The organism is Nocardia fodinahabitans (assembly GCF_052983615.1).
Window position 1 is genome coordinate 4930070 of record NZ_JBRJJC010000001.1, and the last position, 14526, is coordinate 4944595.

Here is a 14526-nt window from a genome sequence, read left to right on the forward strand (position 1 = left end):
CGCGCGGCCCCGTCTGGTTCCTACCGTTGGCGTGTGCCGTGGTGGCACATCCGTTGACCAGACGGGAAGGCCGAGCGATGACAGATCAGAATCAGCACCCGGTACGTGAGGGAATCGCGGCAGGAACATCCATCGGCGCAGGCATTCTGCTGGCCGTCGTCGGTGTCCTGCAGATCCTCGAAGGTATCTCGGCTGTCGCCAACGACGATCTGATCGTCGTCGGGCCCGAGTACCTCTACCAGTTCGACCTGACATCTTGGGGTTGGTGGCACATCGTCCTCGGCGCGATCGCGGTGATCGTCGCAATCGGTCTGCTGGCCGGTCAGACCTGGGGACGGGTGGCGGCCATGGTGATCGCCGCACTCGCGATCATCGCGAACTTCCTGTGGCTGCCGTACTACCCGTGGTGGTCGATTCTGATCATCATCATCAATGTCGTGGTGATCTGGGCGGTGGCCACCTGGCGCCCGGCCAACGCCTGATCCTCGCTACCGACGACGCCGCCCCGGTCATCGACCGGGGCGGCGTTCGTCTGTGTGAGGTCAGTAGGCGAAGGTCGGCTCGCCGGCGCCGGGCTCGCCGAGGGTGTCGAGGAGGTGGTCGGAGAGCCGCTCGCCCAGCGAGGCCAGCTCGGCCTTCTGCGGTTCGTCGAGGCCGTCGAGCACCAGCCTGCGCACCGCGACCAGGTACTCCGGCGTCGCCTCGGCCACCTTGGCCAGCCCGGTCTCGGTGAGCACCGCGTCCACCCCGCGCCCCGATTCCGCCGCCGCGCGCTTGGCCCAGCCCACCCGTTCCAGCTTGGACACCACATGGGAGAGCCGGGAGATGGACCCGTGCCCCCGGGCCGCGAGCAGGCTCAGCTGCATCCGATGATCCGGCGCCTCCCGCAGCAGCGCCATCACCCGGTACTCGAAATGGGTCACGCCGAACTCGCGTTGCAGCCGCGAGTCGAGTGCGCTCGGCACTCGCATCGCGAGGGTGACCACCGCGCTCCAGGCGCGACGTTCGACCGAGTCGAGATCCTCTGTCACCTCGGCCTCCTTTCACCCTGGTGTTAACTGAAAAATTGCTGAACGTCGGCAAACTGTATATCGGAGGGGGTGTGGTGTCTACGTGTGTCATGTCATGTCGGCAGGTAGGAAAGGTTTCGAGGATCGTCTTCAGCTGGACGAATGATCAGTTGCCGATGGATCGCCGCGGTCGGCTGATTGCCGCTCGGATGCGCCGCCGGCTGGCTGCCGGGTTCAGGTGCCCGCGACCGGGTGTGAAACACCCGGGAAATATCGCGTCTACCAGGCGATTTGACTTCGCGTTCGTGGGTGCGTAACTTAATTCGAGTCAGAGCGACACGGACACCGACCCGGTGCCGAACTGCTGAGCCTCTCGAGGCTAGTGGATGGTGCAGGGAAACGAGGTAGGACGATGAGCGCCTGACTGATCATGTGTGTGGGCTCACTGTCTTCCGGACTTGCTTCGGTGGATGGCCTGCGCTAAAGTTTGAACCCTTGCCCTGACTGAAGCCCCGACGGAATGTTGTGGGTGGATGCTTGTGCGTGTGTTCTTTGAGAACTCAATAGTGTGTCGATGAATGTCAGTGCCAATATTATTATTGGTTCCGGCCTTCCATACCCCCCGGTTGGAAGGTTGGACATTTAAAACAACAGCGAATCTTTTTGCTGGTGTTTGGCTTTGCTAGGTTTTCGGACTCTAGTTTAGATATTTCTGATTCGCCTTCGGGTGTTTCAAGAGTCTTCAACGGAGAGTTTGATCCTGGCTCAGGACGAACGCTGGCGGCGTGCTTAACACATGCAAGTCGAGCGGTAAGGCCCTTCGGGGTACACGAGCGGCGAACGGGTGAGTAACACGTGGGTGATCTGCCTCGTACTTCGGGATAAGCCTGGGAAACTGGGTCTAATACCGGATATGACCTTCTGATGCATGTCAGTGGGTGGAAAGATTTATCGGTACGAGATGGGCCCGCGGCCTATCAGCTTGTTGGTGGGGTAATGGCCTACCAAGGCGACGACGGGTAGCCGGCCTGAGAGGGCGACCGGCCACACTGGGACTGAGACACGGCCCAGACTCCTACGGGAGGCAGCAGTGGGGAATATTGCACAATGGGCGAAAGCCTGATGCAGCGACGCCGCGTGAGGGATGACGGCCTTCGGGTTGTAAACCTCTTTCGACAGGGACGAAGCGCAAGTGACGGTACCTGTAGAAGAAGCACCGGCCAACTACGTGCCAGCAGCCGCGGTAATACGTAGGGTGCGAGCGTTGTCCGGAATTACTGGGCGTAAAGAGCTTGTAGGCGGTTCGTCGCGTCGTTCGTGAAAACTTGGGGCTCAACCCCAAGCTTGCGGGCGATACGGGCGGACTAGAGTACTTCAGGGGAGACTGGAATTCCTGGTGTAGCGGTGAAATGCGCAGATATCAGGAGGAACACCGGTGGCGAAGGCGGGTCTCTGGGAAGTAACTGACGCTGAGAAGCGAAAGCGTGGGTAGCGAACAGGATTAGATACCCTGGTAGTCCACGCCGTAAACGGTGGGTACTAGGTGTGGGTTTCCTTCCACGGGATCCGTGCCGTAGCTAACGCATTAAGTACCCCGCCTGGGGAGTACGGCCGCAAGGCTAAAACTCAAAGGAATTGACGGGGGCCCGCACAAGCGGCGGAGCATGTGGATTAATTCGATGCAACGCGAAGAACCTTACCTGGGTTTGACATACACCGGAAACCTGCAGAGATGTAGGCCCCCTTGTGGTCGGTGTACAGGTGGTGCATGGCTGTCGTCAGCTCGTGTCGTGAGATGTTGGGTTAAGTCCCGCAACGAGCGCAACCCTTATCTTATGTTGCCAGCGCGTAATGGCGGGGACTCGTGAGAGACTGCCGGGGTCAACTCGGAGGAAGGTGGGGACGACGTCAAGTCATCATGCCCCTTATGTCCAGGGCTTCACACATGCTACAATGGCCGGTACAGAGGGCTGCGATACCGTGAGGTGGAGCGAATCCCTTAAAGCCGGTCTCAGTTCGGATCGGGGTCTGCAACTCGACCCCGTGAAGTTGGAGTCGCTAGTAATCGCAGATCAGCAACGCTGCGGTGAATACGTTCCCGGGCCTTGTACACACCGCCCGTCACGTCATGAAAGTCGGTAACACCCGAAGCCGGTGGCCTAACCCCTCGTGGGAGGGAGCCGTCGAAGGTGGGATCGGCGATTGGGACGAAGTCGTAACAAGGTAGCCGTACCGGAAGGTGCGGCTGGATCACCTCCTTTCTAAGGAGCACATCTACGCAAACTCTTCGAACAGTCGAATGGGGTTGCGTCAGAGACCGTTTCGGAAGCAATCGTCTTCCGGCGGACGCTCATGGGTGGAACACTGACAATTTTCATCGCGTACGACCGGTCCTCAGTGGCTGGTCGCGATGGGTATACCGACACACTATTGGGTCCTGAAAGAACACGCGAGTGTTTCTTTCCAGGCAAGACAAACGATCCGTTCGGATCTCCTCGAAACCGTCTGGCTTTGCCGGCAGGTCCTGGAAATTGATTCGATGCGGGTGTGTTGTTTGAGAACTGCACAGTGGACGCGAGCATCTTTGTTAGTAAGTGTTTAAGAGCGTACGGTGGATGCCTTGGCACCAGGAGCCGATGAAGGACGTAGGAGGCTGCGATAAGCCTCGGGGAGCTGTCAACCGAGCTGAGATCCGAGGATTTCCGAATGGGGAAACCCAGCACGAGTGATGTCGTGTTACCCGCATCTGAATATATAGGGTGTGTGGAGGGAACGTGGGGAAGTGAAACATCTCAGTACCCACAGGAAGAGAAAACAACAGTGATTCCGTGAGTAGTGGCGAGCGAAAGCGGATGAGGCTAAACCTCAAGCGTGTGATACCCGGCAGGGGTTGCGTTTGGGGTGTTGTGGGGTCATTCTTCTTGATTCTGCCGGATCAAGCGGGAGTAAGAAACCAATGTGTTAGTCGAAGTGGTCTGGAACGGCCTGCCATAGACGGTGATAGTCCGGTAGACGAAAACATGTTGGCTCTCGTGAGTGATACCCGAGTAGCAGCGGGCCCGTGAAATCTGCTGTGAATCTGCCGGGACCACCCGGTAAGCCTGAATACTCCCTGGTGACCGATAGCGGACTAGTACCGTGAGGGAAAGGTGAAAAGTACCCCGGGAGGGGAGTGAAATAGTACCTGAAACCGTGCGCTTACAATCCGTCAAAGCCTTCGTACTTGTACGTGGGGTGATGGCGTGCCTTTTGAAGAATGAGCCTGCGAGTCATCGGTGTGTGGCGAGGTTAACCCGTGTGGGGTAGCCGTAGCGAAAGCGAGTCCGAATAGGGCGTTCCTAGTCGCACATTATGGACCCGAAGCGGAGTGATCTACCCATGGCCAGGGTGAAGCGACGGTAAGACGTCGTGGAGGCCCGAACCCACTTAGGTTGAAAACTGAGGGGATGAGCTGTGGGTAGGGGTGAAAGGCCAATCAAACTCCGTGATAGCTGGTTCTCCCCGAAATGCATTTAGGTGCAGCGTCACGTGTTTCACGCCGGAGGTAGAGCTACTGGATGGCCTAGGGGGCCCACAAGCTTACCGAAGTCAGCCAAACTCCGAATGCCGGTGTGTGAGAGCGTGGCAGTGAGACTGCGGGGGATAAGCTTCGTAGTCGAGAGGGAAACAGCCCAGATCGCTAGGCTAAGGCCCCTAAGCGTGTACTAAGTGGAAAAGGATGTGGGGTCGCTTAGACAACCAGGAGGTTGGCTTAGAAGCAGCCACCCTTGAAAGAGTGCGTAATAGCTCACTGGTCAAGTGATCCTGCGCCGACAATGTAGCGGGGCTCAAGTACACCGCCGAAGCCGCGGCATTCACACATTAGCCTGCACCCTTAAAAGTGCCAGGTGTGTGGATGGGTAGGGGAGCGTCCTGTGGCCGTGGAAGCAGCGGAGTGATCCAGCTGTGGAGGCCACGGGAGTGAGAATGCAGGCATGAGTAGCGAAAGACGAGTGAGAAACTCGTCCGCCGAATGACCAAGGGTTCCTGGGCCAGGTTAATCCGCCCAGGGTGAGTCGGGACCTAAGGCGAGGCCGACAGGCGTAGTCGATGGACAACGGGTTGATATTCCCGTACCCGTGTATCCGCGCCAAATATCGAATCAGTGGTACTAACTGTCCAAATGTTGTCTTATCGAGCCTTCGGGTGAGAGGGATGATTGCTGCACGGGACCTTCGCTGTAGTAGGTAAGCGATGGGGTGACGCAGGAAGGTAGCTGGGCCAGGTGATGGAATACCTGGTGTAAGCCTGTAGGGCGCAACATAGGCAAATCCGTGTTGCATATAGCCTGAGAGGTGATGCGTAGCCGTTGTGGTGAATTCAGTGATCCTATGCTGCCGAGAAAAGCCTCTAGTGAGTTGGTACACGGCCCGTACCCCAAACCGACACAGGTGGTCAGGTAGAGAATACTAAGGCGATCGAGAGAACTGTGGTTAAGGAACTCGGCAAAATGCCCCCGTAACTTCGGGAGAAGGGGGACCACATCTGGTGACGATCTTTACGGTCTGAGCTGGGTGGGGTCGCAGAGACCAGAGAGAAGCGACTGTTTACTAAAAACACAGGTCCGTGCGAAGTCGTAAGACGATGTATACGGACTGACGCCTGCCCGGTGCCGGAAGGTTAAGAGGACCGGTTAGCGTTTTCGGACGCGAAGCTGAGAATTTAAGCCCCGGTAAACGGCGGTGGTAACTATAACCATCCTAAGGTAGCGAAATTCCTTGTCGGGTAAGTTCCGACCTGCACGAATGGCGTAACGACTTCTCTGCTGTCTCAACCACAGACTCGGCGAAATTGCATTACGAGTAAAGATGCTCGTTACGCGCGGCAGGACGAAAAGACCCCGGGACCTTCACTATAGCTTGGTATTGGTGTTCGGTACGGTTTGTGTAGGATAGGTGGGAGACTGTGAAGCTGACACGCCAGTGTTGGTGGAGTCGTCGTTGAAATACCACTCTGATCGTATTGGACTTCTAACCTCGGACCATGATCTGGTTCAGGGACAGTGCCTGGTGGGTAGTTTAACTGGGGCGGTTGCCTCCCAAAATGTAACGGAGGCGCCCAAAGGTTCCCTCAGCCTGGTTGGCAATCAGGTGTCGAGTGCAAGTGCACAAGGGAGCTTGACTGTGAGAGTGACAGCTCGAGCAGGGACGAAAGTCGGGACTAGTGATCCGGCACCGGCAAGTGGAAGCGGTGTCGCTCAACGGATAAAAGGTACCCCGGGGATAACAGGCTGATCTTCCCCAAGAGTCCATATCGACGGGATGGTTTGGCACCTCGATGTCGGCTCGTCGCATCCTGGGGCTGGAGTAGGTCCCAAGGGTTGGGCTGTTCGCCCATTAAAGCGGCACGCGAGCTGGGTTTAGAACGTCGTGAGACAGTTCGGTCTCTATCCGCCGCGCGCGTTAGAAACTTGAGGAAGGCTGTCCCTAGTACGAGAGGACCGGGACGGACGAACCTCTGGTGTGCCAGTTGTTCCGCCAGGAGCACTGCTGGTTGGCTACGTTCGGAAGGGATAACCGCTGAAAGCATCTAAGCGGGAAGCCTGTTCCAAGATGAGGTTTCTCTCCCACTTGATGGGTTAAGGCCCCCTACAGACCATGGGGTTGATAGGCCGGAACTGGAAGCCAGGTGACTGGTGTAGGTGACTGGTACTAATAGGCCGAGGGCTTACTATCGAAGGTGTTACGCGTCCACTGTGCGGTATCTGAAACAACACACAGATCACCGAGAAGACTCTCCGAGTCTGATCCTTAGATGGATCGGGTTCGGGGTGGCTCTCTGTGTGACAGTTTCATAGAGTTACGGCGGTTATAGCGGTGGGGAAACGCCCGGTCCCATTCCGAACCCGGAAGCTAAGGCCACCTGCGCCGATGGTACTGCACTCGACAGGGTGTGGGAGAGTAGGACACCGCCGGAACATCATTGCGAAAGGCCCTCCAGCATTGCTGGGGGGCCTTTTTGCGTTCCCGGACAACACCTCTCGCGTAGCAGGCCGGCTCGCTCCGTGCCCCGGTAATTGGGGGATTGAATTCCGAGGCAACAATGTTTCACAAAACGGTCCCGTGGTCGGCCCCGGTCAGCCACCATGGTGCGACGTTGCTTCGGGAGGTCACCGTGGATTGGTTGTTCGCTCACAAGTCTCTGCGGCGCGGCGCGGCCGCCCTCGTGCTGCCCGCCGCCCTGATCGGCGCTATGGCCACCGCCACGCCGGCGATGGCCGCACCCGCACCCGACCCGCTGGCCGGCGTTGCCGACGGCATCGCGGGTGCGGCGAATTCGATTGCCGGCGTTGCCGGTATCGAGCTGCCCGACACCTACGGCCCCGAGACCGCGATCGTGGTGCTGGGCTACGGCCTGCAGCCGGACGGCACCATGCGCGCCGAGCTGGGCAACCGGCTGCACGCCGCCCTGGTGCAGGCGTTCATGTCACCCTCCTCGCCGGTGATCGTCACCGGCGGCAACCCGCGCAACGGGGTCACCGAGGCGCAGGTGATGGCGGACTGGCTCAATATCCGCGGGGTCGCCAGGCATCGGATCTATGCCGAGACCCAGGCGGGGTCGACCGTGCAGAACGCGGAGTTCTCCGCGAAGTTGATGGAGGCGCTCGGTGTGCACAAGGCTGTGCTCATCACCTCCGCCGACCACATGCGCCGCGCGCTGGACAACTTCGTCGCCGCGGGCATTCCGGTGGTCGCGACGATGACGCCGGATGTCGCTCCGCTGTGGGCGCAGCCGTTCGGCACCGAGAGTGAGCGTTAGGCGCGCCGAAGTCGGTGGCGCGCACTACGATGCGTCTGGCGTTGTCGCGGGGTGTGATGTCGCCGTAAGCGGACAGGGGTATGTGATGGACAGGCCTGCGTGGGCACCGGATGGCGTCGATATGCAGCAACCGAGCCCGGCGCGGATGTATGACGCGCTGCTGGGCGGCTCGCACAATTTTGCGGTCGACCGGATGGCGGCGGAGATGGCGACCGAGCTCGTCCCCGATCTACCCCGCCTCGCGCTGAGCAATCGCGCCTTCCTGCGCCGGGCGGTGCGGTTCATGCTCGACGCCGGGATCCGGCAGTTCCTCGACATCGGGTCGGGCATTCCCACCGCGGGCAATGTCCACGAGATCGTGCACGACCTCGACCCCGAGGCACGGGTGCTCTATGTCGATATTGATCCGGTCGCCGTCGTCCACTCCCGGACCATTCTGGCGGGCCGGGAGCGGGCGGGCGCGATCGAAGGCGATCTGCGCAAGTCCGAGGACCTGATCGCCAAGGTGCGCGAGATCGGCCTGATCGACTTCGACGAGCCGGTCGGGCTGCTGCTGATCGCGGTGCTGCATCTGGTGCAGGACGCCGACGATCCGGCCGGCAAGGTGGCCGCGCTGCGGGAGGCGGTCGCGCCCGGCAGTTTCATAGCCATTTCACATCTCAGCTCGGAGATGCGGCCGGAGGATGCCGGTAAGCTGGGAGCGCACTCCGCGAAGGAAACCAGGGTCGGGATCCAGTTCCGGTCCAAGGACGCGATCGTGGAGATGTTTCAGGGTTGGGGCATGGTTTCTCCCGGGGTTGTCGAGCTGCCGTCGTGGCGGCCGGAGTCCGAGCGGGATCAGCACGAGAAGCCGGGGCAATCGCTCGGGCTGGCCGGGGTCGCGCGGAAAGAATGAGCCGTCGATCCGGCGGTGCGCGGAGATGACAGGGTGGACGAGTAGTGGGGTCGTGGGAGCTGGCGCAGAGGTGGGCCGATGTCCTCGACGGCGTCGTCGCCCCCACCCTCAACCGCTCCCAGATCGAGGACATGCTCGCGGCCCTGTGCACCGGCCTGATCGAGGCGGCGCGCGGCGGCGAGGATCCCGATGTGGCCCGCCGTACCGCGCGGATGCTGGTCGCCGCCAACTACCGTGACCCGGCGGCGGTGAGCCGTTCGGTCCGGGTGATCTGTGTGGATCTGGTCGAGGTCGCAGCCGACGGGCCGGACGATCCGCTGCTGCCCGAGATCAGGGACCGCGCGATCGGCCTCGCCGCCGATTTCGCCGCGGGCTTCACCGCGGCACTGCGCTCCGCGGCCCTGGCCGAGCAGGAGGCGACGCTGGCCGCGGTGCTCGCGGCGGCGAGCGAGGCCGAGAGCCACCGGGCGCTGTCGGAGGCCCGTTTCGAGGCCGTGTTCGACGGCGCTCTGGTCGGCATCGGCACCGTCGATATGACCGGGCGGGTGGTGAACTGCAACGCCACCATGGCCGAGATGCTCGGCCAGACGCCGGAGACGATGCCGGGCCGGACGGTCGCCGACATCCTCGGCCCGCAGAATCTCAACGACGCCTTCGTCGAACTGCAGCGGATGGTCAGCGGCGAATCCGACAGCTTCCGGACCGAGACCGAGCACCTGCACGACGACGGCGAGATCACGATCATCGACCTGTCGATGTCGGCCGTGCGCGACGCCGATGGCAATATCCGGTTCCTGATCGGCGTCGCGGTCGATGTCACCGAGCGCAAGCAGCTCGCCGACCGGCTGTGGCACGACGCGAACCACGACGCGCTGACCGGCCTGCCCAACCGCCCGCACCTGTTCAGCCGGCTCGCCGACGCCGAACCCCCGATCGGCGTCTGCTACCTGGATCTGGACGGCTTCAAGGAGATCAACGACCTGTGGGGGCACTCGGTCGGGGACCGGGTGCTGCGGGTGGTCGCCGACCGGATGCGCGACACCGTCCGTCCCGTGGACGCGATGGCCGCCCGGATCGGCGGTGACGAGTTCCTGGTGCTGGTGGAGGGGTGCTCGGGGGCCGAGCAGTTGTCGGCGCTGGCCGACGATCTGATGTCGGTGCTGACCACGCCGCTCGAGGTGGACGGACACATGCTCGCGGTGGGAGTGAGCATCGGCGCCGCCTACTTCGACGAACTGCCCGGCACGGTAGACGAACTGGTGCACGCGGCCGACGCCGCGATGTATCGGCACAAGCACGACACCCGCCGCGATCCGGCCCGGTAGCGGCCGGGCCGGATCGCTGGACGCCCCTCAGGTGAGCTGGCGCTCCCGGTTCGCCGCCCGGGCGAGCGAGCGGTCGCGCTGTTCCTCGAAGCGCACGACGTCCTCGCGCAGCCGGTCCAGGAAGGCCGCGAGGTCCTCGCGCGCCCGCTCGCCCCTGGCACCGAAATCGGTGCGTTCGAAGATGTTCCACTTGCGCAGCACCGGGAGCAGGACCTCCTCCAGGTGCTGGCGCAGGTCGTAGATGCCGTGCTTGGCCATCAGGACGCCGTTGCGGCGCCAGCCCGGCATGCCGGCGCCGGGCATCTGGAAGCCCTGCACGATGATGTTGATCGCCTCGATCGCCTGGTCGGGCGCCAGCTCGAGCGCGGCCTCGCAGAGGTTGCGGTAGAAGATCATGTGCAGGTTCTCGTCGGTCGCGATGCGGGCGAGCATGCGGTCGGCGATCGGGTCGTCGCAGACGCGGCCGGTGTTGCGGTGGCTGACCCGGGTGGCGAGTTCCTGGAAGGTCACGTAGGCGACCGAGTACAGCAGGCCCGCCACGGATGCGGACCGGATGTCGACACCGCCCGCCTTGGCGTCGACGACGGCCATCGCCGAGTATCCATTGGTCATGTGGATCATCCGCGCCTGCTCCAGCGCCACCGGGTCGACGCCGCGGGTGACCACCAGGTAGTCGCGGATCACGATGCCGTGCCGGTTCTCCTCGGCGGTCCATCGGCCCACCCAGGTGCCCCACGCGCCGTCCTTGGAGAAGTTCTCGGCGATCTCGCGGTGGTAGGACGGGAGATTGTCCTCGGTGAGCAGGTTGGTGATCATCGCCGCCTTGGCGAGTTCGCTGAGCTGGGATTGTTCGGGGTCCCAATCGATTCCGCCCATGGCGGCGAAGTTGCGGCCCTGGTCCCACGGCACATAGTCGTGGGGATGCCAGTCCTTCGCCATCGACAGGTGGCGGTCGACGTTGCTCGCGGCGACCGGTTCGAGTTCGATGAGCAGTTCCAGTTGGGTGAGGTTCCTGGCCACGCTCGTGCCCTTTCCATGAAGTGAAAAGCAAGAGTTGCGCTGGTCCGGTAGTGTTGCCCGTCGTCGCCGGGTGCTCTGGGTCGAATGCGACCCACCGACAATAGACCCGGCGCAGCGCGCCTCCGAACGACACGGTGCGGCAGCGCCTGTTTCTGAATTTGGGCGCGTCGCGGCGTCTGCATATACGCTCCACCAGTTCAGCTCCATCAGCGGTTCCCGATCAGTCGTGGCATAGCTAGAGAGAGTGAGCGAAAAATATGACGGACATCGTGGTCACGAGCCTGGCGGCGACCACGTCGATCGCGGGCGACGTCGACTCGACCTGGAAGGGTCTGCTCAACGGCGAAAGCGGTATCGACGTCCTGGAGGACTCCTTCATCGACGATTTCGAGTTGCCGGTGCGGATCGGTGGCCACCTGAAGGTCTCCCCGGCCGCCTCACTCACCCGCGAGGAGGCGCGCAGGCTGTCCTATGTCGAGCAGATGGCGGTGGTCCTCGGCCGTGAGGTGTGGCGCAACGCGGGGAGCCCCGAGGTGGATCGGGACCGGCTCGGCGTCTCGATCGGGACCGGGCTCGGCGGCGCGGAATCCCTGATCTACGCGCGCGACAAGCTCGGCAACGGCGGCTACCGCAAGGTCTCGCCGCTGACCGTGCAGGCCATCATGCCCAACGGCCCGGCCGCCTGCGTCGGCATCGAATTGGGCGCGCGCGCCGGTGTTTCCACGCCGGTGTCGGCCTGCTCGTCGGGCTCGGAGGCGATCGCCAACGCGTGGCGGATGATCGTGATGGGCGATGCCGACATGGTGGTGACCGGCGGCGTCGAGGGCTCGATCCAGGCGGTGCCGATCGCGGCCTTCACCCAGATGCGCGCGATGAGCACCCGCAACGGCGATCCCAAGGCGGCCTCGCGGCCGTTCGACAAGGATCGCGACGGCTTCGTCTTCGGCGAGGCGGGCGCGATGATGGTGATCGAGACCGAAGAGCACGCCAAGGCGCGCGGCGCGACCATCCACGCGCGGCTGCTCGGCGCGGGTATCACCTCGGACGGATTCCACCTCGTCGCACCGGATCCCGAGGGCACCGGCGCGGCGCGGGCGATGACGCGGGCCATGCAGACCGGCGGGATCAGCCGCACCGACGTCACCCACATCAACGCGCACGCGACCGCGACGCCCATCGGCGACACCGCCGAGGCCAACGCGATCGGCAAGGCGATCGGCTCGCACGCGTCGGTGTACGCGCCCAAGTCGGCGCTCGGCCACTCGATCGGCGCGGTCGGCGCGCTCGAGGCGGTATTGACCGTGCTCAGCGTGCGCGACGGCATCGTCCCGCCCACCCTGAACCTGGACAACCAGGACCCCGACATCGATCTGGACGTGGTCTCCGGCGAAGCCAGGCGCGGGCGGATCGACTACGCGGTGAACAACTCCTTCGGGTTCGGCGGGCACAACGTCGCCGTCGCCTTCGGGCGGTATTGACGATTGCCACGCGCGGGCGCCTGCTGGTGTGCCGGGCGCTGGCGAGTTCTTCTTTGTTCGTCATTGCACGAGTTCAGCCTCTCGGCGAGGCATTGTGCGTTGAAAAGGATAGGGAATGATCGGCGAGACTTTCGACGACTATGTGGACGAACTGGGCAATATCCGGATTCCCGGTGACCAGACCCTGATCGACTTCGTCGACAAACACAGCGAGGCCAACGGGGACGACCTGGCCTACCGCTTCATCGACTATTCACGGGAGCGGGAGGGGGAATACCAGGAGCTGACCTGGCGGGAATTCGGCGTGCGGCTGCGCGCGGTGGCCGCGCGGTTGCAGCAGGTGACCGAGCCCGGTGACCGGGTGGCGGTGCTGGCCCCGCAGGGTCTGGATTACGTCGTCGCGCTGTTCGCGGCGGTGTACGCGGGGAATGTGGCTGTGCCGCTGTTCGATCCGGAGGAACAGGGTCACAGCGACCGGCTGCACGCGGTTCTCGGCGACTGTGAGCCCGCGGCGGTGCTCACCGTCGGCAGCGCGGCCGCCGGGGTGCGCAACTTCTTCCGCGAGCAGCCGGCCGCGCAACGGCCGAGAATCATCGCGGTCGAGGCGATCCCGGACACGGTCGGCGCGCGCTGGCGCAGGCCCGATATCAATATCGACAGCGTGGCCTATCTGCAGTACACCTCGGGCTCGACCCGGGTGCCCGCCGGCGTGGAGATCACCCACCGCGCCGTCGGCACCAATCTGCTGCAGATGATCGACGCCATCGGCATCACCGAGAACGCGCGCGGGGTCACCTGGCTGCCGCTGTTCCACGACATGGGGTTGCTGACGGTGATCCTGCCGACCATCGGCGGCAAGTTCATCACCATCATGTCGCCGAGCGCGTTCGTGCGCAGGCCGTCGCGCTGGATCAAGGAGCTGGCGGCCCAGGCCGACGGTGCCGAGATCTACTCGGCGGCACCGAACTTCGCGTTCGAGCACGCAGCGGTGCGCGGCCTGCCCAAGGGCGACGAAACACTGGATCTGTCGAACGTGATCGGCCTGATCAACGGCAGCGAGCCGGTGTCGGTGGCCTCGATGCGCAAGTTCAACGAGGCGTTCGCGCCGTACGGGCTGTCCAAGACCGCGATCAAGCCGTGCTACGGGATGGCCGAGGCGACGCTGTTCGTCTCGGCGACCAGGCGCGACGACGAGGCACGGGTGGTCTATGTCGATCGCGGGCAGCTCAACGCGGGCCGGATGGTGGAGGTCGACGAGCACGCCGCCGACGCGGTCGCGCAGGTGTCGTGCGGGTATGTCGCGCGGTCGCAGTGGGCGGTGATCGTCGACACGGAGACCGGCATCGAGCGGCGCGAGGGCGAGGTCGGTGAGATCTGGCTGCACGGCGACAACATGGGCATCGGGTACTGGGGCAGGCCGGGGGAAACCGCGGAGACCTTCCACAACCGGGTGATCGCCCGCAATCCCGTCGGGAGCCGTGCCGAGGGTGCGCCCGACGACGCGCGGTGGATGCGCACCGGTGACTTCGGCGCGTACCACGACGGCGAGCTGTTCATCACCGGCCGGGTGAAGGACCTGGTGATCGTCGACGGCCGCAACCACTATCCGCAGGACCTCGAGTACTCGGCGCAGGAGTCGAGCACCGCGCTGCGGCCCGGGTTCATCGCGGCGTTCTCGGTGCAGGCGGGGCAGCTGCCCGCAGCCGTGCTCGAGGCGGGCGGGCGCACCGACGAGATGGCCGAAGCGCTCGTCGTCGTCGCCGAACGTGGTACCGGCGCGGCGAAACTCGATCCGGGGCCGATCGTGGACACGGTGCGGGCGGCGATCGCGCGCAGGCACGGTGTGATGGTGCGTGACCTGCTGCTGGTGCCCGCGGGGTCGATCCCGCGTACGTCGAGCGGCAAGATCGCCCGGCGGGCCTGCAAGGCGGCCTATCTCGACGGCACGCTGCGCGGTGGGCACCGCCAGGACGCCTACCCGGACGCGCCGGAGGAGTGAG

8 protein-coding genes and 3 rRNA genes are annotated in these 14526 nt (G+C 63.4%); 9 read left to right on the forward strand and 2 right to left on the reverse strand.

Annotation, left to right across the window (positions count from 1 at the left end; genetic code table 11):
- Positions 1 to 77 precede the first annotated feature (77 nt).
- Positions 78 to 482 (forward strand): DUF7144 family membrane protein, encoded by a 405-nt coding sequence (locus NV348_RS22870; RefSeq protein ID WP_447148731.1) that lies wholly within the window; start codon positions 78 to 80, stop codon positions 480 to 482.
- Positions 483 to 542: 60 nt separating this feature from the next.
- Here the strand turns inward: NV348_RS22870 and NV348_RS22875 are convergent, their stop codons facing one another.
- Positions 543 to 1031, reverse strand: coding sequence for a MarR family winged helix-turn-helix transcriptional regulator (locus NV348_RS22875; protein WP_447148732.1), 489 nt, complete (start codon positions 1029 to 1031; stop codon positions 543 to 545).
- Positions 1032 to 1752: 721 nt separating this feature from the next.
- On the opposite strand from NV348_RS22875, the gene NV348_RS22880 reads away from it, so the two are divergent.
- From NV348_RS22880 to NV348_RS22905, 6 genes are all read left to right on the forward strand, one after another.
- Positions 1753 to 3271, forward strand: a 16S ribosomal RNA gene (locus NV348_RS22880).
- 327 nt (positions 3272 to 3598) lie between these two features.
- Positions 3599 to 6724: ribosomal RNA gene (locus NV348_RS22885) — 23S ribosomal RNA — on the forward strand.
- A gap of 125 nt (positions 6725 to 6849) precedes the next feature.
- A 5S ribosomal RNA gene (gene rrf / locus NV348_RS22890) occupies positions 6850 to 6966 on the forward strand.
- The 16S, 23S and 5S rRNA genes sit together here, the layout of an rRNA operon.
- A gap of 206 nt (positions 6967 to 7172) precedes the next feature.
- Positions 7173 to 7808, forward strand: a complete 636-nt coding sequence (locus NV348_RS22895) for a YdcF family protein (protein WP_447148733.1) — start codon at positions 7173 to 7175, stop codon at positions 7806 to 7808.
- 85 nt (positions 7809 to 7893) lie between these two features.
- Positions 7894 to 8703 carry an SAM-dependent methyltransferase gene (locus tag NV348_RS22900; RefSeq protein ID WP_447148734.1) on the forward strand — a complete coding sequence of 270 codons (810 nt, stop codon included), beginning with the start codon at positions 7894 to 7896 and terminating at the stop codon, positions 8701 to 8703.
- 44 nt (positions 8704 to 8747) lie between these two features.
- A complete protein-coding gene (locus NV348_RS22905; RefSeq protein WP_447148735.1) occupies positions 8748 to 10028 on the forward strand; it encodes a diguanylate cyclase domain-containing protein in 1281 nt (426 codons plus the stop codon).
- 27 nt (positions 10029 to 10055) lie between these two features.
- Here NV348_RS22905 and NV348_RS22910 read toward each other — a convergent pair whose 3' ends face one another.
- Positions 10056 to 11048 carry an acyl-ACP desaturase gene (locus NV348_RS22910; protein WP_447148736.1) on the reverse strand — a complete coding sequence of 331 codons (993 nt, stop codon included), beginning with the start codon at positions 11046 to 11048 and terminating at the stop codon, positions 10056 to 10058.
- 257 nt (positions 11049 to 11305) lie between these two features.
- On the opposite strand from NV348_RS22910, the gene NV348_RS22915 reads away from it, so the two are divergent.
- Together NV348_RS22915 and fadD32 are read left to right on the forward strand one after the other, a co-directional pair.
- Complete coding sequence (locus tag NV348_RS22915) at positions 11306 to 12526, forward strand: KasA/KasB family beta-ketoacyl-ACP synthase (RefSeq protein ID WP_447148737.1); 1221 nt, start codon at positions 11306 to 11308, stop codon at positions 12524 to 12526.
- A 118-nt stretch (positions 12527 to 12644) separates the two neighbouring features.
- Positions 12645 to 14525 carry a long-chain-fatty-acid--AMP ligase FadD32 gene (gene fadD32, locus NV348_RS22920; RefSeq protein WP_447151125.1) on the forward strand — a complete coding sequence of 627 codons (1881 nt, stop codon included), beginning with the start codon at positions 12645 to 12647 and terminating at the stop codon, positions 14523 to 14525.
- The last annotated feature ends 1 nt before the right edge of the window (position 14526 follow it).

What these genes read in the sequence shown, in the direction of transcription:
- NV348_RS22870 (WP_447148731.1), top strand. Translation starts at nt 78, where the DNA reads ATGACAGATCAGAATCAGCACCCGGTACGTGAGGGAATCGCGGCAGGA.
- NV348_RS22900 (WP_447148734.1), top strand. Translation starts at nt 7,894, where the DNA reads ATGGACAGGCCTGCGTGGGCACCGGATGGCGTCGATATGCAGCAACCG.
- NV348_RS22915 (WP_447148737.1), top strand. Translation starts at nt 11,306, where the DNA reads ATGACGGACATCGTGGTCACGAGCCTGGCGGCGACCACGTCGATCGCG.